General features: G+C 62.7%; 20 protein-coding genes. 8 read left to right on the plus strand and 12 right to left on the minus strand.

Features of this window, described 5'->3' with window-relative positions; translation table 11 throughout:
• Window positions 1-5: 5 nt before the first annotated feature.
• The 9 genes from P9273_RS28850 to P9273_RS28890 all read right to left on the minus strand — a co-directional run bounded on the left by P9273_RS28850 (window position 6) and on the right by P9273_RS28890 (window position 9751).
• Window positions 6-920, minus strand: coding sequence for an SMP-30/gluconolactonase/LRE family protein (locus tag P9273_RS28850; protein ID WP_278051854.1), 915 nt, complete (start codon window positions 918-920; stop codon window positions 6-8).
• 77 nt (window positions 921-997) lie between these two features.
• On the minus strand, window positions 998-2497 hold the full coding sequence (locus P9273_RS28855) for an aldehyde dehydrogenase (RefSeq protein ID WP_278051855.1): 1500 nt from the start codon (window positions 2495-2497) through the stop codon (window positions 998-1000).
• The gene (locus P9273_RS28860) at window positions 2494-2871 is read right to left on the minus strand and encodes a carboxymuconolactone decarboxylase family protein (protein ID WP_040985791.1); all 378 of its coding nucleotides are present in this window, start codon (window positions 2869-2871) and stop codon (window positions 2494-2496) included. The genes P9273_RS28855 and P9273_RS28860 overlap by 4 nt, the downstream gene beginning before the upstream one ends.
• Before the next feature lie 28 nt (window positions 2872-2899).
• On the minus strand, window positions 2900-3307 hold the full coding sequence (locus P9273_RS28865) for a hypothetical protein (RefSeq protein ID WP_278051856.1): 408 nt from the start codon (window positions 3305-3307) through the stop codon (window positions 2900-2902).
• A 1-nt stretch (window position 3308) separates the two neighbouring features.
• Entirely contained in the window at window positions 3309-4982 is a 1674-nt protein-coding gene (locus P9273_RS28870) for a GMC family oxidoreductase (RefSeq protein ID WP_278051858.1), read from the minus strand.
• Between the two features lie 31 nt (window positions 4983-5013).
• Window positions 5014-5982 (minus strand): ABC transporter permease, encoded by a 969-nt coding sequence (locus P9273_RS28875; protein WP_278051860.1) that lies wholly within the window; start codon window positions 5980-5982, stop codon window positions 5014-5016.
• Window positions 5982-6935 (minus strand): ABC transporter permease, encoded by a 954-nt coding sequence (locus tag P9273_RS28880; RefSeq protein WP_278051862.1) that lies wholly within the window; start codon window positions 6933-6935, stop codon window positions 5982-5984. The genes P9273_RS28875 and P9273_RS28880 overlap by 1 nt, the downstream gene beginning before the upstream one ends.
• On the minus strand, window positions 6932-8470 hold the full coding sequence (locus P9273_RS28885; RefSeq protein ID WP_278051864.1) for a sugar ABC transporter ATP-binding protein: 1539 nt from the start codon (window positions 8468-8470) through the stop codon (window positions 6932-6934). The genes P9273_RS28880 and P9273_RS28885 overlap by 4 nt, the downstream gene beginning before the upstream one ends.
• 75 nt (window positions 8471-8545) lie before the next feature.
• Window positions 8546-9751 carry a substrate-binding domain-containing protein gene (locus P9273_RS28890; protein WP_278051867.1) on the minus strand — a complete coding sequence of 402 codons (1206 nt, stop codon included), beginning with the start codon at window positions 9749-9751 and terminating at the stop codon, window positions 8546-8548.
• A 292-nt stretch (window positions 9752-10043) separates the two neighbouring features.
• On the opposite strand from P9273_RS28890, the gene P9273_RS28895 reads away from it, so the two are divergent.
• The 5 genes from P9273_RS28895 to P9273_RS28915 all read left to right on the plus strand — a co-directional run bounded on the left by P9273_RS28895 (window position 10044) and on the right by P9273_RS28915 (window position 16162).
• Window positions 10044-10808 (plus strand): electron transfer flavoprotein subunit beta/FixA family protein, encoded by a 765-nt coding sequence (locus P9273_RS28895; RefSeq protein WP_278051868.1) that lies wholly within the window; start codon window positions 10044-10046, stop codon window positions 10806-10808.
• Between the two features lie 3 nt (window positions 10809-10811).
• A complete protein-coding gene (locus P9273_RS28900; protein ID WP_278051869.1) occupies window positions 10812-11774 on the plus strand; it encodes an electron transfer flavoprotein subunit alpha/FixB family protein in 963 nt (320 codons plus the stop codon).
• Between the two features lies 1 nt (window position 11775).
• Window positions 11776-13701, plus strand: coding sequence for a (Fe-S)-binding protein (locus P9273_RS28905; RefSeq protein WP_278051870.1), 1926 nt, complete (start codon window positions 11776-11778; stop codon window positions 13699-13701).
• A gap of 1217 nt (window positions 13702-14918) precedes the next feature.
• Window positions 14919-15851 carry an NAD(P)/FAD-dependent oxidoreductase gene (locus P9273_RS28910; protein ID WP_278051871.1) on the plus strand — a complete coding sequence of 311 codons (933 nt, stop codon included), beginning with the start codon at window positions 14919-14921 and terminating at the stop codon, window positions 15849-15851.
• A gap of 35 nt (window positions 15852-15886) precedes the next feature.
• Window positions 15887-16162 carry a hypothetical protein gene (locus P9273_RS28915; RefSeq protein WP_278051872.1) on the plus strand — a complete coding sequence of 92 codons (276 nt, stop codon included), beginning with the start codon at window positions 15887-15889 and terminating at the stop codon, window positions 16160-16162.
• Here the strand turns inward: P9273_RS28915 and P9273_RS28920 are convergent.
• Complete coding sequence (locus tag P9273_RS28920) at window positions 16159-16371, minus strand: hypothetical protein (RefSeq protein ID WP_278051873.1); 213 nt, start codon at window positions 16369-16371, stop codon at window positions 16159-16161. The two genes, P9273_RS28915 and P9273_RS28920, sit on opposite strands and share 4 nt — an antisense overlap.
• A gap of 29 nt (window positions 16372-16400) precedes the next feature.
• Here P9273_RS28920 and P9273_RS28925 point away from each other — a divergent pair, with 29 nt between their 5' ends.
• Window positions 16401-16781, plus strand: coding sequence for a hypothetical protein (locus P9273_RS28925; protein WP_278051874.1), 381 nt, complete (start codon window positions 16401-16403; stop codon window positions 16779-16781).
• A 175-nt stretch (window positions 16782-16956) separates the two neighbouring features.
• Here the strand turns inward: P9273_RS28925 and P9273_RS28930 are convergent, their stop codons facing one another.
• Window positions 16957-17160: a KTSC domain-containing protein gene (locus P9273_RS28930; protein WP_278051875.1), complete on the minus strand. Its 204-nt coding sequence runs from the start codon at window positions 17158-17160 to the stop codon at window positions 16957-16959.
• Window positions 17161-17235: 75 nt separating this feature from the next.
• Between P9273_RS28930 and P9273_RS28935 the strand changes: the two genes are divergently transcribed.
• Together P9273_RS28935 and P9273_RS28940 are read left to right on the plus strand one after the other, a co-directional pair.
• Entirely contained in the window at window positions 17236-17445 is a 210-nt protein-coding gene (locus tag P9273_RS28935) for a hypothetical protein (protein ID WP_278051878.1), read from the plus strand.
• Between the two features lie 424 nt (window positions 17446-17869).
• Window positions 17870-18178: a DUF6894 family protein gene (locus P9273_RS28940; RefSeq protein WP_278051880.1), complete on the plus strand. Its 309-nt coding sequence runs from the start codon at window positions 17870-17872 to the stop codon at window positions 18176-18178.
• Window positions 18179-18428: 250 nt separating this feature from the next.
• On the opposite strand, the gene P9273_RS28945 is transcribed toward P9273_RS28940, so the two are convergent.
• Window positions 18429-20189, minus strand: a complete 1761-nt coding sequence (locus P9273_RS28945; RefSeq protein ID WP_278051882.1) for a PAS domain S-box protein — start codon at window positions 20187-20189, stop codon at window positions 18429-18431.
• Window positions 20190-20215: the final 26 nt, after the last annotated feature.

Here is a 20215-nt window from a genome sequence, read left to right on the forward strand (position 1 = left end):
GGTCCCTAGGTGCGAAACGGATATTTCAGGCCGCGCACGTTGAGGAACACGGCATAGACCGAAGTCGTCGCCGTGATGAACAGCCGATTGTGCCGCGCGCCGCCAAACGCGACGTTCGCCACCATTTCCGGCACCAGGATCTTGCCGATCAATTCACCGGCCGGCGTGTGGCACTGGACACCGTCCCAGGCGCTGATCCAGAGGTTGCCGGCGATATCGACCCGGAACCCGTCCGGAATGCCTGGCGATATTTCGGCGAACACGCGCGAATTTACCAGCCTGTCGCCGGCAACGTCAAACGACCTGACATGATGCGGCGCGCTGCGGTCGGTCAGATAACCGGAATCGGCGATGTAGAGCGTCTTCTCGTCAGGCGAGAAGGCCAGACCGTTGGGCATCGAGAAATCGTCGGCAACGACGGTGACGCGACCGGATTGCGGATCGATGCGGTAGACGCGGCAGCCGGGCTGCTCCTGCTCGGCCCGGCGCCCGACATAGTCGGAGATGATGCCGTAATTCGGATCGGTGAACCAGACGCTGCCGTCCGACTTGACCACCACGTCGTTCGGCGAGTTGAGCCGCCTTCCCTCGAAGGCATCCGCAAGCACGGTGACCGAGCCGTCCCATTCGGTGCGCACGACACGGCGCTCGCCCTGCATGCAGGTCACGAGCCTGCCTTCGCGGTCGCGCGTGCTGCCGTTCGGATTGGCGACATTGCCGCGAAACAGCGAAACCGCGCCGGTCTCCTCGTCCCAGCGCAGCATGCGGTCGTTGGGGACGTCGCTCCACACCAGCGTGCGCAGGTCGGCGAAATAGACCGGCCCCTCCGCCCAGCGGTTGCCGGTGTGCAGCGTTTCGAGGAAAGCGACCGGATCGATAAGGTCGCCGAAGCGCGGATCGATGATCTCGTAGCAGGACATCGGCTGTCTCGCTTGTGGGCGGATGGCAATGGTCTGGATCGGCGGGTCGGATAGTGGACCGTCCGACCCGCCGATCTTCAGCGCTGGACGAACGGAGCCGGAATGGAGTTCCCGGCGTCGATCCAGACGCTCTTTTCCTGGAGATATTCGTAGATGGCGGTGCGGCCGTTTTCCCGGCCGAAGCCCGACTGCTTGTAACCGCCAAAGGGCGACAGGTAGCTCGTCGCGCGGTACATGTTGACCCAGACGATGCCCGCCTCCAGCCGGTCCGGCAGCCGGATGCCGCGGCCGATGTCCTGGGTCCACAATCCGGCGGCGAGGCCATAGATGCTATCATTGGCGATGGCCACGGCTTCGTCCTCGTCCTCGAACGGAATGATCGAGAGAACCGGACCGAACACCTCTTCCTGGGCGATACGCATCGACTGGCTGACATTGCCGAAAATGGTCGGCTCGACGAACCAGCCATCGGCGATCGCCTTGTCTTCGGGCACCTTGCCGCCGAGAAGCTGGAGGGCGCCTTCGTCCCGGGCGATGCCGATATAGTCGAGGACCTTCTTGCGCTGCGGCAGCGTCGTGATCGGACCGACCTGCGTGTCCGGATCGAGCGGATCGCCGATCCTGGCGGTCTTCGCGAACGCCACCAGCTTTTCGACCACCTGGTCGTAGACGGAGCGCTGCACCAGCGCGCGCGAGCCGGCGATGCAGGTCTGGCCGGTCGCCGCGAAGATGCCCGAGACCAGTCCGGGGATCGCCGCCTCCAGCTTGGCGTCGGCGAAGACGATGTTCGCCGATTTGCCGCCAAGCTCCAGCGTCACCTTTTTCAGCCCGCCGGCCGCGGCCTGGTAGACGCGGCGACCCGTGGCATCGCCGCCAGTGAAGGCGACTTTCGCCACCCTCGGATGCGTGACCATGCGGTCGCCGATCTCATGGCCGAAGCCGGTGACGATGTTGACGACGCCTTTCGGGAAGCCCGCCTTCTCGAATAGCCTGCCGAAGAAGAGCGCCGAGACCGATGAGAATTCCGAAGGCTTCCATACCACCGTGTTGCCGGCGGCCAGCGCCGGCGCCAGCTTCCAGGTCGCGAGCATCAGCGGCGAGTTCCATGGCGTGATCGCCGCCACGACACCCAAAGGCTCGAGCTTGGTGTAGTTGAAGACGCCAGGCTTATCGATCGGGATGACCCGCCCCTCGATCTTGTCGGCCAGCCCGCCGAAGAAGCGGAACCATTGCGGAATGTATCTGCACTGCATCCGCATTTCGTTGATCAGCTTGCCATTGTCTCGCGTCTCGAGGACGGCGAGGTTTTCCGCCTCCTCGGCGACGAGGTCGGCAAAGCGGGTCATGATCTGGCCGCGCGCGCTCGCCGTCATCGACCGCCATTCCCCCCGGAAGGCTTGTGAGGCGGCCTCGACGGCCGCATCGACATCGGCGACGCCGGCGCGCGGCACGAGCGCCCAGGCCTTGCCGGTGAAGGGATCGAAGGACTCGAAATACTCGCCCGATGCCGCGGCGGCCCAGCGGCCGCCGATCAGCATGGCAAGCTTGTCCTCGGCGAGCGGCGGACGCTGGATCATGCGCCGATTTCCTGCAGGGCCTCGCGGGCATTGCGGAAGGCGTCGACGCCGGCCGGCACGCCGGCATAGATCGCGACCTGCAGCAGCACCTCGCGGATCTCGTCCTTGGTGACGCCGTTGCGGATCGCGCCCTTGACGTGCATCTTCAATTCGTGCGGCCGGTTGAGGGAAGCCAGCATCGCAAGGTTCAGCATGCTGCGCGTCTTGCGGTCGAGCGTCTCGCGACCCCATACGGCGCCCCAGCAATATTCGGTCACCAGTTCCTGCATCGGACGATTGAAATCGTCGGCGCTGGCGAAGGATTTCTCCACGAACTCGGCGCCGAGCACCGCCTTGCGGATTTCGAAGCCCTTGTCGAACATGTCCTTACCCATCGGGTTATTCCTTTCTGCTTGGGAGGGATCAGAGGCCGGGTGTCGGCCGGTATTTGCGACCGCGCGCCAGCACATGGCCGAGCGAGCCGTCGGTGAGGTAGATTTGCGTCGCCTTGGAATCGTACTGCACGCTTTCCTGGCCGGGATAGCCGAGTAGCTCGCGCACGCGCGGGTTCATGTAATAGGTGCAGATGGCGATCGTCGTGACGGCCGAGAAGGCAGCGCCGTCCTCCCTGTTGAGCCTTTCGAGATGCGCTTCCGCGCTCAACGCCGGATCGGCGTCAAGCCCGCGATCGAACCCTTCCTTGAGATCGACGCGAAAATCGAGCGCCTTTTCGGCATCGGCGAAGCTGCAGACGGAACCGAACGCCGGCATGTCGCCATGAGCCGGAATGAGGAAATCCGCAAGGGCGAGGAAAGTCTTATCTTTGCTCATCTCAGGCGACCTTCTGGTTGCGCCGTTCGGCAATCATGCGACGCGTGTTGCGAAGCGCCACCGCCATGATCGTCGCGGTCGGATTGGTCGCCCCCGAGGTCGGGAAGGTCGAGGCGTCCATAATGTAGAGGTTGGGCACGTCATGGCTGGCGCCCCACTGGTCGACGACCGAGCGCTTGGGGTCGTCGCCCATCACGGTCGTGCCGATCAGGTGCCAGCCGGATTCGCGCACCGGGGTGGAAACGAGCGTCTCGATCGCGCCTGCGGCATGGACCGATTCCAGGCAGCGATCGATGTTGAACTGAAGCAGGCGGTTTGAGTTCTCGTTGACCTTGTAGACGATCTGCGGCGCCGGCAGGCCGTCGGAATCGACGAGGTCCTTGGACAGCACCACCTGGTTGTTCTCTTCCGGCAGGTCCTCGCCGACGATGCCCCAGATCAGCGAATGGCCGAAGCGGCGGGCGACGTTCTCATGCAGGTTGGCGCCCCAGAAGTCCTGGAAACGGCCTTCTTCGGCGACATAGACCTTGGAGCCGATGGCGCCCGACACGCCGACCGGGCCGCCCGATGGCATGCAGTTCCATTTCGATCCGCGCACGAAGCCGCGCCGCTCGTCGGTTTCGTAGAATTCGAGCGAATAGACCTGCTGACCGAACGGGCCGCGCCAGGAGTCCAACGGGTCCTCGTAGGAGGCAAGGATGCTGGCGAAGGGATGCATCATCAGCCGCTTGCCGACCATGCCGGACGAGTTGGCCAGCCCGTCCGGATGCTTCGCTCCACCCGACATCAAGAGCAGCCGCGGCGTGCCGACGCCGTTGGCGCAGAGGATGACCACCTTGGCCCGCTGGCGCCGGTCGCGGCCATTGGCGTCGACATAGACGACGCCGGTGGCAAGCCCCTGCTCGTTGGTCTCGACCTCCTTGACGCGCGCGCGGGTAACGAGCCGGGCGCCGGCTTTCAAGGCAAGCGGCCAGTGCGAGCGGTCGGTGGTCGACTTCGCGCCCTCGGGGCAGCCGGTGAGACAGGTGCCGCGCCGCACACAGGCGTTCAACTCGCCGAATTTCTCGGAGGGTATCGCGTTGCTCCCCGGCCACCAGTGCCAGCCCATGCGCTCCATGCCGAGCGCGCCGCGCAGGCCCACGGAACCGATCGGCAGCGCGGGAAACGGATAGGGTCCGCGCGGCGGAAAGGCCGGATCGCCGGCAAGGCCGGACACGCCGACCTCGCGCTCGATCTCGAGCTGGTAGGGCAGTAGGTCCTCGTAGGAAAACGGCCAGTCCTCGGCGACGCCGTCGAGCGAACGGACACGGAAGTCGGAGGGCAGGAAATGCATCCACTGCGCGCCATAGAGCGTGGCGCTGCCGCCGACGCCGGCGAACATCAGCGGATTGATATCGGTGGTCGAAGTGTCGACCGGATAGTCGTTTGGGTTGTCGCGCACATTGGGATTGGGGTGCCAGAGCTTGGTGCTGACCAGCTCGTGCTCCGGCCGCGCGCCCGTGTAGTCGTTGTATTCGGGCCACTCCCCCTGCTCCAGCACGACCACCGAAAAGCCGGCCCGCGCGAGATGAAGCGCGGCGACCGAACCGGAAGGGCCGGCGCCGACGATGGCGACATCCACTTCCTCGTCGCGCCGCGCGCGGGCACCGCGTTCGCTCAGGCTCTCGACATTCATTTGATACCTCCCTCGATGGCTGGCGACTGGCTCATGCGAGCCGCGTGCGGTAGAAGGCAGCCGCGCCTATGATGATGATGCCCTTGATGATGAGCTGCATCTCGATCGGGAAGCCCAGCAAAAGCACCAGGTTGTTGATGACGACCAGCACCGCGACGCCGAGCAGCGCGGCAAAGACGTTGCCGCGTCCGCCGGTGAGCGCCACGCCGCCCATGACCGCCGCGACGATCGAGTCGAGCTCATAGCCCTGGCCGACCCAGTTGGAGACCGTCCCGACATAGCCAAGCAGGAACAGGCCGCCTATGCCGGCGCAGACGGAGCAGATGACGTAGCAGAAGATGATGACGCGATCGGGCGCGACACCGTTGAGGAAGGCCGCCTTGGGATTGCTGCCCACCATGAATATCTCGCGCCCGAGACGCGAGCGGTGGAGCACTGTGCCGAAGACAATCGCCAGCAGCGCCAAGGTGATCAGGTTGACCGGGATGCCGAGGATGCGGCCCGACGCCAGGAAGCCCATGCCCGGCGGAAGCGTGCTGATCGGCGCCCCGCCCGTATAGGCAAAGCGGATGCCCTGCAGGATGATCATCACGGCCAGCGTGGCAAGGAACGGACTGACGTTGCGCTTGGCAACCAGCCAGCCGTTGACGAGGCCGACAACGGCGGCGAAGGCGATCGCAGACACGAAGATCATCGGGATCGCATCGTTGGTCGTTGCCTTGAAGGCGGTCGCAAGCACGGCCACCGTCGCCATCAGCGAAGCCACCGACAGGTCGAGCCCCCGCACCAGGATGACGAAGGTCTGGCCGACAACCACCATGCCGAGCGGGGCCGCGATGGTGAGCACGTTGACCAGGTTGGCCGGCCGCAGGAAGGTCGGCGAGAGCGCGGCCGCGACCAGCAGCAGCGCGACGAGGAAGACAATCAATCCATAGCGCTCGAAAACCGAGGCGACGGACACGCCTCGGGAGCGGGGCAGAGGTGTCTCCAGAGGCGCCATCACTGCCTCCGCTTCGTGGTGTGGATGCTGACGGCGATGATGATGATCAGGCCCTGGATCACCCACTGGTAATAGGAAGACACGTTGAGGAAATTCAGCAAATTGTTGAGCATCGTCACTAGGAGCACGCCGAGCAGCGTGCCGAGGACGCCGCCGCGCCCGCCGGCGAGAACCGTGCCGCCGACCACCACCGGCGTGATCGACTGCAGCGTCAAGGCGGTGCCGATGCGCGGGTCGCCGACACCGGTGCGGGCGGTCAGGAAGATCGCCGCAAGCCCGGCGCACAGGCCGGAGAGCGCATAGGCCATGACCACGATACGGTTCACCGGCAGGCCGTTCAACCGCGCCGCCTCGCGGTCGCCGCCGACGAAATAGATGCTGCGGCCCGAGCGCGAGCGCTGGAGCCAGAGGCCGGCAAGGGCGAAGATCGCGACGAGGACGATCGCGGTCACCGGGATGCCCCGCAGCTTTGCATAGGAGAAGTCGGCCAGGCCCCGCGGGACCGATCCGCCTGGTTCCTTGTTGTACATCAGCGTGCCGCCGAAGATGATCGACGACATGCCGAGCGTGACGATCAGCGGATGGACGCGCAGCACGATGGTGAGCAGGCCGTTGAGCGCGCCGATCGCCGTCGCGGCGATCAAGGCGAGCGGCAGAGCCAGCCAGAGCAGGTCCGGCCGCCATTCGAGGAAATGTGCGATGAAGACCGTCGATGCGCTGACCAGCGAGCCGACCGCAAGGTCGATGCCGCCCAGGAGCACCACGAATGTCTGGCCGAGGCTGACCATGCCCAGCACGACGAGCTGCTGGAACAGGTTGCCGAAATTGCGCCAGGTGAGAAAGCGGTCGGACAGGAAACCGCCGGCCACGACGAGCAGGATGAGCAACGCCACCACGATCACATAGGAGAGCGAAAGCCGGTTGCGGCGGAATTCGGCGACGACGGCGCTCATGCGACCTGCTCCAGCCGCGCCGCCTTGCTCTCGCGCCGATCGACCGAGCGCACCGCGAGATCCATGATCGTCTCTTCGGTGGCGGAGGCGCCGTCGATCTCGCCCGCGACATGGCCTTGCGACATGACAAAGATGCGGTCCGACAGGCCGATGATCTCCGGCAGTTCGGAGCTGATCATCAGAATGCCCACACCCTGCTCCGCGAGGTTGCGGACGATGCGATAGATTTCGACCTTAGCGCCGATGTCGACGCCGCGCGTCGGCTCGTCGAGAATGAGCAGCTTGCGGGCGATACGCGACCAGCGGCCGAAGAGCACCTTCTGCTGGTTGCCGCCGGAAAGATTGCCGACTTTAACCTCCGGCGAAGGCGCGGCCACGGCGAAGTTGCGTATCTGCTCGAGCGCGATTTCGCGCTCGCTGCGCCGGTCGATCAGGCCTCGCCTGGTGACGCCTGCAAGATCGGGCGCCAAGACATTCGCCGAGATCGGCAGGCCGAGGAAGAGCCCCTCGTCCTTGCGGTTCTCGGTCAGGAAACCGACGCCGTTGCGGATCGCCTCGCGCGGAATGCGCCGATCGAACTGCTTGCCCTCGAATTCGATCGAGCCGCTATCTAGGTCGCGCGTGCCGAAGATGACCTCGGCCACTTCCGTGCGGCCCGAGCCGACCATGCCGGCGATGCCGACGACCTCGCCCGGCTTGACCGCGAAACTGACGTCACGGACGCGGTGGCCGGCGCGAAGGTTGCTGACCTTGAGGATGTCCGGCCCGCCGGCCGGCGCCTTGCGGCGTGGCGGATAAATCTGCTCGAGGCGGCGTCCGACCATCTTGGTGATCATCTCGTCGCGCGTCAGATCGCCGACCGGACCGGTGCCCGCCACCTGCCCGTCCTTCAGGATCGTCACGCGGTCGGCGATCTCGAAAATCTCTTCCAGTCGGTGCGAGACATAGACGATGCCAACGCCTTCGCGTTTGAGGCGCCGCATGTTGTCGAACAGGAGATCGACCTCGTGGCCGGAGATCACCGCCGTCGGCTCGTCGAGCACGAGCAGCCTCACCTCGCCGACCAGCGCCTTGGCGATCTCGACCATCTGCTGGTCGGCCAGCGGCAATTCATCGATCTTGGCATGGGTCGAGATCTTCACGCCGAGCTGCGCCAGAATCTCGGCTGCCCGCGCATGGCGAGCGCGGCCGGAGATCAGCCCCAGACCATTGCGCGGCTGCGCGTCGACCAGGATGTTCTCGGCGACCGAAAGCTCGGGAAACAGAGCGAGTTCCTGATGGATGACGTGGATGCCCGCCGCGCGCGCCTGCTTGGGCGACTGCCAGGAGACCGGCTTGCCCAGATAGCTCATGCTGCCGCCATTCGGCCTGATGGCACCGCCCATGACGCGTATGAGAGTGGATTTTCCCGCCCCGTTCTCGCCAAGAAGAGCATGGATCTCGCCAGGACGAACGGCAAAATCCACCCTGTTCAGGGGTTTTACGCCCGGATACTCCTTCTCGATGCGACTGAGCTCGATGACGGGAGTGACCATTTATCCGACGCTCGAAATTCCGGTTACGCCAGGGTGTGCGCCCGAAGGAGCGCACACCCTGTCAGGCTGGGAGGCTTACTTCGGATAATCGGGCTTGAACGTGCTCGGATTGTATCCGGCCGGCAAGCCGTTGCTCGGCGAAAGATCGCCCGGGTCGCTCATGCTGACATGGTCGAGAAGGTGGCGGTCGCCCTTGACCGAAACCGTGTCGGCTCCAGGCGAGGTCACCACATTGAAGCTGACCTCGACCTTTTCGGGAACCGGGATGCCCTTCATGACGTCAAGCACGGTTTCGATGCCGGTGATGCCCATCGAGGTCGGATAGTCGATGCCGACCATCTTGATGTTGTGCTGGGAGGCCAGTTGATACATCAAGGCGATGTCGCCGCCGGTCATCGGCGGAATTTCACCGTCCTTGTAGCCCGCCGCGAGGAAGGCCTGGATGGCGCCGGAGCCCTGCAGCGCGCTGTCGGCCAGCACGCCGTTGATTTCCTTGCCGTGCTTCTGGATGAGCGCGGCCATCACCGATTTGCCGGTCGCGGGGTTCCAGTCGCAATACTGCTTCTCCAGCACCTTGATGCCGGGGAACTTGCCGAACACTTCTTCATTCGCCTTGATGCGGATTTCGGCGACGCTCGAGCCGGCGATGCCGGGCAGCATGACGATGTTGCCCTTTCCGCCGAGCGTCTCGCACAGCCACAGGGCTTCGAGGCGGCCGAGCGCCCAGTCCGAGGCGGTGATGTAGGTGATGTAGTTGCTTGCCGTCTTCACCTTGCGATCGACCATGATGACGGGAATACCCTGCTCCATGGCGCGGCCGACGACGGAGTCCAGCGCGTCTTCCGTGGCGGCGGCGATCAGCAGCACGTCGACGCCCTGGCTGATTAGGTCCTGGATGTCGGCGATCTGCTTCGAGGGATCGTCATTGGCATCGGTCGCCAGAAGATGCGCGATCTCGTCGCGATGCTGGCCGGCGGCCCAGAATACGCCGTGCTGGAACGCAACACGCCAGGCATTGGATATCGAGGCGTTGGAGAAGCCGATCGTATAGGGCCCTTCCTTCTTCCATTTCGACGTGTCGACCATCGAGTTGGCATTCGGATTCCAGATCCAAGTCCGCGGCACACCGTAATAGCCCGGCTTGGTTTCTTCCGCTGCGGCGGGGGCAGTCGCGCCGAGCCCCAGGGTCGAAACGGCGCCGGCCGCCGCCAGAGCGGCAGGCGCCTTGCGGATGAAGCTCGCGCGAGATATTTTTTGATCCAATATACTGTTTATAGTCATATTCTCCTCCTCCTTGACATCTTTTCGGATGCCGATTGTTCTCTACCCAAATAAAAATTGGAAAATTTATGGTCTGTTTCGCAATTTATATCGATAAATACATAGAGCCCCGGCGACAACCGACTTCCCAAGCCTCCCAACGCTTCGGATTAGCGAACGCATCGCCTCGAAGGTCAATCTCCTGAGTTGTAATAGCTGCTATTACGATTTTCTCGGTTGGGCACGGCAATGGTTGCGATCTAATAGGCCTCGGGTACCAGGAGCCTGAGCCACGCCCGGGGAGGATCGACGCTTGAAAATTCTCGTTGTGCTGCGAATGATTCCGGATTCCGCGGGCGAGCTCGAACTGACGAGCGACGGGCGCGGCATCGACCGCGAATGGCTGGACTTCCAGCTCAACGATTTCGACGACCATGCGCTTGAGGAAGCGATCCTGCTGAAGGAAGCGTCCGGCGCGACGGTCGTGGCCGTCGCCATCGGCGAGGGCAGCAACCGTGTGCTGCAGATGGCGGTTGCCCGCGGCGCGGACGAGGCGATCGCGCTTGATGCGCAAGCGGATGGCATGATCGACTCGCGCGCCATTGCCGGTTCGATCGTCGCGCTCGCCCGCTCCAAGGCCGCCGATCTCGTCCTGTGCGGCGTCCAGTCCACAGAGGATCTCTTCGGCCAGCTCGTGCCCTATGCCGGCGCCCTGCTCGGCTGGCCGCACGTCTCTGGATCCAGCAGACTCGGCATCGAGGGATCGGCCCTTCGCGTGACGCAGGAGCGCGGCGGCGGCATCGCCGCGACATATGAGATCGCGCTACCGGCGGTGATCGGCGTGCAGACCGCTTCCAAGGCGCCGCGGTATGTCTCGGGCAGCAAATTGCGAGAGGCGTCCAAAACCACCATAGGCAAGGCTAGGTTCGAACCCGCCGGGTTCGAACGGTCGGCGGAGATCGTCGCGTTGAGACTGCCTGGACAGCGCGGCACCGGTGAGCACCTGGGAGACAATCCCGAAAATGTCGCCGACAGGCTGGCCAGCATCCTGGCGGCCAAAGGCTTTGCGGGGGTTTGAGCGATGCGGATTGTCGCCTGCACTGAAGGCTCGTTCGGCAAGCTCGAGCCCTTTTCGCTGGAAATGATCACGGCCGCGCGGACGGCAGGAGCGGCCGACGATGAGGTTGTCGCTTTCTTCGCCGGGCAGGACCCTGAGCCCGCCGTCTCGAACCTCGGCGCCGCCGATAGGCTCATCGCGGCGAGCGTCGGCGATTCCCAGCTCATCGCCGCCGAATCCTATACGAGGCTGCTTAAGGATGCCGTTGCCGCCGAAGAGTCCGACCTGGTGCTGGTGCCCTACTCCGCCAATGGGCTCGATGTCGCCGGCGATCTCGCGGCGCGCACCGGTTGGCCGCTGGTCTCCTATGCCAACGAAATTCGCCGCGACGGCGACCGGCTGACCGTCATCGCGCAGGTCTATGGCGGCAAGATTCTCGCCGAATGCAGCGTATCCCTGCCGGCCATTTTGATGGTCAATCCCGGCGCCTTCGCCGAGGCGGAACGGCGCGCGGTCGACGCATCCAAGGTGCAGCACCGTGACGCCACGCCAATCGTCGCCGAAGGCAAGGTCCGTCTCGTCGGCGTCGATATTCCCAACTATGACAGCGTCGACCTCACGACCGCCGAGCGGATCGTTTGCGTCGGTCGCGGCATTGGCGACGAGGCCAGCATCGACATAGCGCGCGGTCTCGCGGATATCCTTGGCGCTGAGATCGCCGGCAGCCGTCCGGTGGTGGACAGCGGCTGGCTGCCCAAGGTGCGGCAGGTCGGCAAATCCGGCCAGAAGGTCAAGCCGAAGCTCTATTTGGCGCTCGGCGTTTCCGGCGCTCCCGAACACCTCGAAGGCATGTCGAAGTCGGATCTCATTATCGCCGTGAATACCGACCCCAAGGCGCCGATCTTCAATGTCGCGCATTTCGGCACGACCTGCGATCTGTTCGATCTCGTCGCCAATCTGAGCGAGCGGCTGCGGCCCGGCCGCTGATATGAGCGAAACGCCAATTCTATGGATCGTCACGCTGGCGGCCATCGCGCTGACGGTGTGGCGCTCCCGCCGCTACATCGCAGCGCTGGCGCAGGCGCCGGGCGCAAGCCGCTTCGACCAGCCCTGGCGCCGCCTGGAAGGTGTGGCCATCGCGGTCGGCCTGCATCGCAAGATGCTGCGCAAGCCGCTCTCCGGGATCCTGCACGCGCTGATCTTCGTTTCGTTCTTCGTCCTGTTCACCGTCACGATCGAGGCGTTCGGCTCGCGCCTCTTCCCCGGTTTTTCGCTGGCGCCGATCGGCGGCGACAGCTGGATCGCCCTGCTCCAGGATCTGTTCGCGGTGCTGATGCTGGCAGGCCTCGGCCTGGCCGTCTACCAGCGCTACGTCTTGAAGCCGGCGCGGTTCAAGGGGTCGAGCGGAGCCGATGCGGCGATCATCTATGTGCTCATCCTGCTCATCGTCTCGTCCCTGCTGATCGAGGCCGGGGCGCGGATCGTCGGCGGCGCCGACGGATCATGGCGGCCGGTCGCATCGCTGGCGGCCGATCTGCTGCACGCCCTGGACGTTCCGGCCCATCCGGCGGAGCGCATCGCCTATTGGATCCATGTCGGCGCCATCCTCGCCTTCCTCGTCTTTATTCCGGGCTCGAAACACCGGCACATGTTCCTGGCCGCGCCGAACATCTATTTTCGCAACCTCGAACCGGCCGGGACCGCGCCCGCCGTGCCTTCCGAACGCGAGGATCCGGGCGTGGCATCGCTTGCCCAATTCGACTGGAAGCAGCAGCTCGACCTCTTGTCCTGCACCGAATGCGGACGCTGCCAGGCGGTCTGCCCCGCCTATGCCTCGGGCCTGCCGCTCAGCCCGAAGATGCTGATCACCGACATGCGCGACGCGCTGGCGAACGACGCGTCCGGCCCTCTGGTCGGCGGCGTGATCGCGGAAGAGACGCTGTGGGCCTGCACGACCTGCCTGGCCTGCATGGAGGCCTGCCCGGTCGAGATCGAGCATTTGCCCAAGATCATCGACATGCGGCGCCATCTTGTCGATGAAGGCCATGTCAGCCCCATGCTACAGGACGCGCTGACCAACCTCACGCGTCTCGGGAACTCGATGGGCAAGCCGTCCAAGATGCGGGCGCGCTGGACAAAGGAGCTCGGCTTCCCGGTCAAGGACGCGCGCAGCGAACCGGTCGACATCTTGTGGTTCGTTGGCGATTACGCATCCTACGATCCGCGCGTCCAGAATGTGACCCGCAAGGTCGCCGAGCTTTTGACGGCCGCCGGCGTCGATTTCGGCATTCTCTTCGATGCCGAGCGCAACAGCGGCAACGACGTGAGGCGCGCCGGCGAGGAAGGCCTGTTCGAGACGCTCGCCCAATCCAACATCGACGCGATCCGCGAATGCAGCTTCAACCGGATCGTCACCACAGATCCGCACAGCCTCAACGCGCTGAAAAACGACTATCGCCATTTTGGCGAGGAGTTCGAGGTGCTCCATTATACGGCGCTGCTTGCCGAACTGGTCGCGGCGGGCAGGCTTGACATCGCCCAGGCCGGCGGCGCCACGGTGACCTATCACGATCCCTGCTATCTCGGCCGCTACAATGGCGGCTTCGATGCACCGCGCGACCTCATCAAGGCGGCGGGCTATACTCTTCACGACATGCCGCGCTGCCGCGAGAATTCCTTCTGCTGCGGCGCCGGGGGCGGCCGCATCTGGCAGGGCGACGACGGCGTCAAGGAACGTCCCAGCGAAAATCGCATCCGCGAGGCGCTTGGCCTGGGTGTCGGCATCTTCGTCGTCGCCTGTCCCAAGGACAAGGTCATGTACACCGCCGCCACCGACGCGCTTGGCGTGGCAAGCAGTTTGAGTATCCTCGATGTGGCCGAATTGATCAACCTGCGCGAGGCATCTAGTGCCTGATGGTCTTCTGGTTTGATGCCGAACCAGCATTCCGGCAACCAGACCGTCGCGCCCGAAGCCGCCCGATTCGAGACGATCATCGTCGCATTCAGGCACCGCTCAATGCCGGAGATGGGAAGTCCCGCGTAGTCGGGATGAACTTTGGGCAAGTCTGCTAGCCGTGTGGCTCACAATGTCCGCTTTCAGGCTGCGCGGAACTGCGCCTAAAATCCGACTTGAGGTGCGCAAAGCTGCGTTCCGGGGATAAATGCGATGCACAGTGGCAGAATCAGCTTCTTGAATCAACTTTGGCGCACTGCTTCGTAACCCATTGGCAAATAACGATTATGTTAGTCGCTGAGGACGTGGAACTCAAGAAGAAAATCATGGTTTAGCGGGTGGTTAGCCAGCCCTTACCCCTCGTATGATCTCGTATGGTCTGGCGAACCCACAGATCAGGAAGAGGAGTAGTTTTCAATGCAAGCGGCTTCTATCCTACAAAGGGCTACATCTTCACCAAGGGCGTGAGCGCGGCCAGTTTGGGAGAAAGCGGAAAGTCCGGGTCAGCGATGATTGAGCTGGACAACCCGGGCGTTGCATCGGCCGTAATCTGGACCGCTTCGCGCCGAAGAAGATATGGTGGTTGCTCGAGCCAGCCGAGCGAGTGGTCAATGGTAGTAGATAACGCCGCCGACGGTACTTGTGTTGCCGAGGCGAGCAAACAAACGAGATCATTGATGAGGGCCGTCCCAAATGGATGACGGAACGGCCTTCTCATAGTTCATTTGGCGACAGCGGGGGACTTGGAGAGGCCGTCAAGAACGGTCTTGAGATTAGAGGCTTCGCCTTCGACCACCAGTAACACATGTCGCGCGATCCGCAGAGCCAGCGCGAAGCGCTGCGTTTGCGGGTTGGCATTCGATGATATCGAGGACGCCAATCGCGCGCGACCAGACAAGCAGCGGCGTGCCTTGGGGGAATCTTTCCTGAACCAAATGGCGGCCCGCGCTTTAAAAAGTGGAGACGGGACGCCGTAGGACTGCATCGTTTATGCGCAGACTAACCTTGAAGCTTCCACTCCATATGCGCAAGTTGGCGAGGAACGCCCCCTCGCCTCGAAGGCATTTCCTTTTGATAGGTGCGAAGAACCAGGCGGTCCTTAGCCATCCCGATCCAGCAGGCTGCAGGCTGTCAGCACCCGCTCTCAGGTTCGAAGCAAGGTCGTCAGGATTTAAGCCATGACGGACCACGGACATCATCGCTGCGAGCAAATCGACTGCTTGGTCGTTGGAGGTGGCCCCGCTGGGCTCGCAGCCGCGACTTATCTTGGCCGCTTCCGCCGGCGGATCGTTCTTTTCGATGCCGGTGAAAGCCGTGCGAGACTGATTCCGATTACTCGAAACTGTCCCGGCTTCCCCGACGGCATATCCGGGGCCGACCTGCTATGTCGTTTGCGGCAACAGGCCTTGCTGAGCGGGGCGGAGCTTAGGGACGAAGCAGTGCAAGATATTAAGCGCGACGAAATCGCGTTTGTTGCTGCCGGTCCAACGCCCGTTCGAGCCCGTGCGGTGCTCCTGGCGACGGGTGTGGTCGATACACTTCCTGACATCCCACTGGCTACCGATATGATTAGAGGGGGGACCATGCGCCTTTGCCCGATCTGCGATGGCTTCGAGGTCATCGACAAGCGTGTCGCAGTAATGGGCCCAGCGAAAGACGCCGCGAAGAAGGCGCTATTCATGCGAACCTACACCCGCGACGTTACCGTACTCGCGACTGACGGGAAGCGTGGAATAGACGGATGTTCAGGCCCACTGATCCGGGAAGCCGGAATCCGGTTCAAGGCCTGCATTCCGAACTCGCTCCGCCCCCTTGGCGAACACGCCGTCGTCCTGCTCTCCGACGGAACGACCTCCACATTCGATTCGGTCTATCCAGCGATGGGATGCAGGACCGGGGCTAAGTTTGGAATCGACCTCGGGGCGACGTGCGACGACCTGGGCTATCTCATTGTAGACGCACATCAGCGGACCGTTGTGCCCGGTCTCTATGCCGCTGGTGATGTGGTGAACGAAATCAACCAGATCGCGGTAGCGTTCGGTCACGCGGCGATTGCGGCGACGGACATTCACAATCACCTTGCAGACCCCAACCGCAGCTTTCGTCGTTGATCGCTATGCACCTTGTTCAGATACTGCTTCCCTGCATGGACAACGGCGGCCAGCCTTTCCCTCAAGAAGACTTCGACAGGGTAAAGGAAGAGCTGGCGAGCCGCTTCGACGGCGTTACCGCCTATCTCCAGGCTCCTGCCGACGGTTTGTGGAGAAAGGGCGCCGAGTCAAACGCTGACAAGATCGTCATCTTCGAAGTCATGACCGAGGAGATCGACCTGCTCGAATGGCGTGACCGCCGCGCGGCACTCGAGCGGCGTTTCCGGCAGGAGAAGGTAATTATCCGCTATATGCCGATCACGCTGGTCTAGCGCCCGGTGGTCGCGTCAACAGCTCTGGCGGGCGGATAGTTCCTTGACGAAGGTGGAGCAGCAAGCGGCTCGCCACTGTGCTCATTCAACAACTCGCGGCGGGCCTCCAGCACCTGGGTCGAGACGATGTCGGCGTGCCGCCCGCTCGCGCAGAGGGCGGTGATGACGCGCTTCACCTCCCAGGCGGCGACCGGATCGAGGCCGTTCAACGTCTCCTCGAAGATCAGAAGCGGCGCAATTGGCGGCTGCGCTGGTCAAGCTTGGCCGGTTGGACGAAGCGAGGGCTGCCGCCGCTCGCGTGATCGAGCTGCTGCCAGCCTTTCGCAGCAGCATGGCAATGACCGAAAGACGCTTGAACGCGAAGCCCACAAGCTCCGGGGTAACTGACGCTGAACCGGAGAGCTTCGAAGACCTTCTCGCACTACCCTGGGTTACGACCTCCGCAGAGGACTTAGACGAAGCGCTCGGCCTCATCAGGATGGCCATCGAGTTGACCTGTCCGGCCGGCGTGCTGCCAAGCCGGGAGATGGTGGACGGCCTCTATGGCCCGGAGCCCATTCGTGAGGCCGAGGCGTTGGCCAAGGCCATCATTGCGACGGTGGAGAAGCTCACCGAATGACAAAGCTCTCTGAACTCGGGCCGCAGCACGCGGTCACCGTACATATTCCACCCGGCGCCGAGAACGATACGGATTTCTATCGCTGCGAGACCTGCGGTCAAATCGTGGACTGCAGAGACATGCGACAGGTGCTTTGGCACGAACAGTCGGATCATGAACCGCTTGAGATGGACGCTTAGTCCGGAATGCGGCGAAAGCGGAAGTGATTGCGAATGTGTTCGTTGAAATAGCGGCCTTTCACAAAAGCCGACCGGAACGCCGAGTAAGTCTCCGGAGGCACCCCCTCGAAATCGTAGCGCTTGCCGCTGGCCACGAACCAGACGGAGAGAACCCTGCTGACTGGATCGTACTCTGTTTTCTTGATCGAGGTGGATGGCATCGCGCAACCATCGTTGCAGATCGCAAACGATCGGCCGCGCCTTTTGTTTCAAGACCACCCACCTATAACGCCCCCATGAAGACGATAGCGACTTACGATTCGGCAACGGGTACATTCACGCTCGAGAAAGGCGTCTGGCGGGGAACGTTCCCGATCGCCGATTTGCCGAATTGGATCCGCTTCTATCGCCAGCAGATGGAGCGGTATCCCGCTCAGGCGGGGTCCTATGCGGAGGATGTAAAAGCCCTCGATGCGCTGGCGGCGCAGTTAAATGGGCGGCAATAGAAGAACCCGCACCGAGGGGACGATGCGGGCTCCTCCTGTCGGGAACGCCAAGACCCGACGCGACGCTGGGGTGCTCGGGAGGGACATGCGCCGCGGCGACCGAACCTGCTCCTTGCGGACTTGTTCCAACAAAAAAGCCCGTCGGCCGGAGCCAGCGGGCCTTCATACTCAGTCCGGGTAAGCTTAAGTAGATGACGGCGGCGGACCCAGTGGCGGCGCCGATGGCCCCGCGACAATAGCCGACAGCTTTGCCTTGCGGACAAGGACAGGCTTCTCGTAGGTTTTCTTCATAAAAACACCCCCTAGATGATCCTCAAACGCAGTAAAACTGCCTGTGCTACCACCGGTTGTCAAGCAGCCGCGGTGGCGAGCAACAAAGTCGTTCGCAAGGAGTTTGTATGCTGTTCAACAAGGCCAGAGCAGCATGCCCATCTACTATTTCCACATCGACAACGGCACATTCAACCCCGACAATGAGGGCGTCGATCTCCCGGATCTGGATGCCGCGCGACGAGAAGCCGTGCGAGCTGCAGGCGAGATTATAAACGACAGCAAAGAGACGTTCTGGGAGCACATGACGCCCTGGATCATGAACGTGACAGATGACCAGGATCGGCTTCTGTTCACTCTCCAATTCGCCGCAAAGGTGCCATCAGGCGAGGCCTTTTACATTCCGCGGCAGCGCAAAACAAAAAACCCGTCGACCGAAGCCGACGGGCAGGTGCTGGAGTAGCCTAAGGTGCGCAAAATGGCGACGTGCGCAGCAGGCCGATGTGGAAACAACGGAGTGCCTGGGGTTGTTGCGCCTGTCCGAATGCCTCGCCCGTCAGTCGTATGACTGCGGTCGACGAACGTCTTAGCCGGAAACTCATAGGTCCCGGTCCATGAAACAACTTGGTGGGATTAGAGTAAAGCCCGCTGGCGCTGGCAGACATGCCTCGCCGATCAACCCAGAGTCCGCGAGGTCAAACTAGCGCTTGCTGTTAGGCAGCATTGGTGGCTTCCACGCCGGCGAATGGCGCTTCCAGCGTCCAGACAATTCCATGCGGGCCATATTCGAGATTACTCGTACCGCCCACCGCCTCGGGCGCGACGCGCTTCAACACCACGCTTCCAAAGCCGCCTTGGCCGACGGTCTGAACCTCCGGCCCGTCTGTTTCAGCCCAGGTGAGGCGAAAGGTTCGCGACGGCCCGGAGCCGGCCACCTCCCAACTGGCCGAGACGGCCCCCTTGTTTCCGGAGAGCACGCCATACTTCGCTGAGTTGGTCGCTAGTTCGTGGAAGGCAATACCGAGATACTGGACCGCGATCGGGTTGAGATTAACAGACGGTCCGGACATGTTTATCCGTTCCTCGTTGCCGAACGGCTTGACCTGAGACAGAAGCAGTTCGAAAACGCTCACACCTTTCCAATCACCCGTCACCAGGAGATCGTGAGAACGTGCCAGGGCCATGATCCGTTCACGGACCTGTCGCTCGAACGCGGCGGGAGTTTCGGCGCGTTTGTTGGTTTCCCTAATCATCGAGAGGATAACCGCAAACTGGTTCTTAACTCGGTGATTGACCTCCCGCATCAACATCCGGATTCGGTGTTCGCTTTCTTTTGCAGACGTGATGTCACGGGCTATTTTCGATGCACCAATGGTATGCCCGATTGCGTTTCGCACCGGCGATATAGTTAGCGACACCGGAACCAGGCTGCCGTCCTTGCGCTTTCGGATCGTCTCGAATGTTTCGACCCGTTCGCCTCGGCGGATGCGTTCAATGATGTGTGGTTCTTCGTCCAGATGGTCATCGGGGATGAGCATCGTCACCGAGCGTCCGATCGCTTCCTCGGCGGTGTAGCCGAACAGCCTTTCGGCTGCGTTATTCCAGCTCTTGATGATCGAGTTCAAATCCTTGCTGACGATGGCGTCGTAGGAGGATTCCACGATCGCGGACAAATGGCTCCTGGTCTCTTCCGCGCGATGCCGGTCAGTCAGATCGAGCAGCATGTTGACGGCGCCGATCAGATTGCCTTCCTCGTCCTGAATAGGAGTGGGATAAGGCAAGAACGGGAAGGACGACCCGTCCGGCCGTTGAGCTATGGCCTGCTGGTCGCGGATAGGCCGGTTCTCCTTGAGCGCAACGGCCATCGGGCATTCATCATGCGGGAGTGGCTTGCCATCCGGGGTAAAGAGTTTGAACGTTACGCACCACTTGTCCTTGCCAATCTCGGGCTCCCGGCCTGCCAACTCCGCGGCGACCCGATTGTAGTAGGTGATCGTCCCCTCTTTGTCGGTCGTGTAGATTGCGACCGGCAGGGCCTCGAGGATCTGGCGATAAGTGCTGTCCTGCCGCCTCAGTTGCGCGCGGGTCCGCTCGAGATGGCTGACATCGACGGTGAAGCACCTGGTATGGACCAGCTTGCCCTCCTGAAAATTGCCGCTCGACGTGATTTCGACATGTTTGGTCGAGCCATCACGCGCCCTTAGCCGCGCCGGATACCTCGAAATCTTCTCGCCCCGGCTAAGGCGCGCCAGAATCTCCTCGATCGCCTCCTGGTCGGAGTGGAATTCAGCGATGCGGCGGCCGATATAGTCTTCTGCCTGATACCCCAGGAGATCGAGCTCGGCCTGGTTCGCATGCAGGATGATGCCGTCGGAACTCACCAGATGGAGTGGAACGGCGCCGTTTTCGAAAAAGTCCCTGTAGTCGACGGTGCTGATATCCGTCTTGTCGGGCGTTTTCGCCTCTTGCAGCATGAGCACGTCCCCCCGCGGTAGTTCCT

This window comes from Mesorhizobium sp. WSM4935 (assembly GCF_029625735.1).
Taxonomy (GTDB): Bacteria; Pseudomonadota; Alphaproteobacteria; order Rhizobiales; family Rhizobiaceae; genus Mesorhizobium.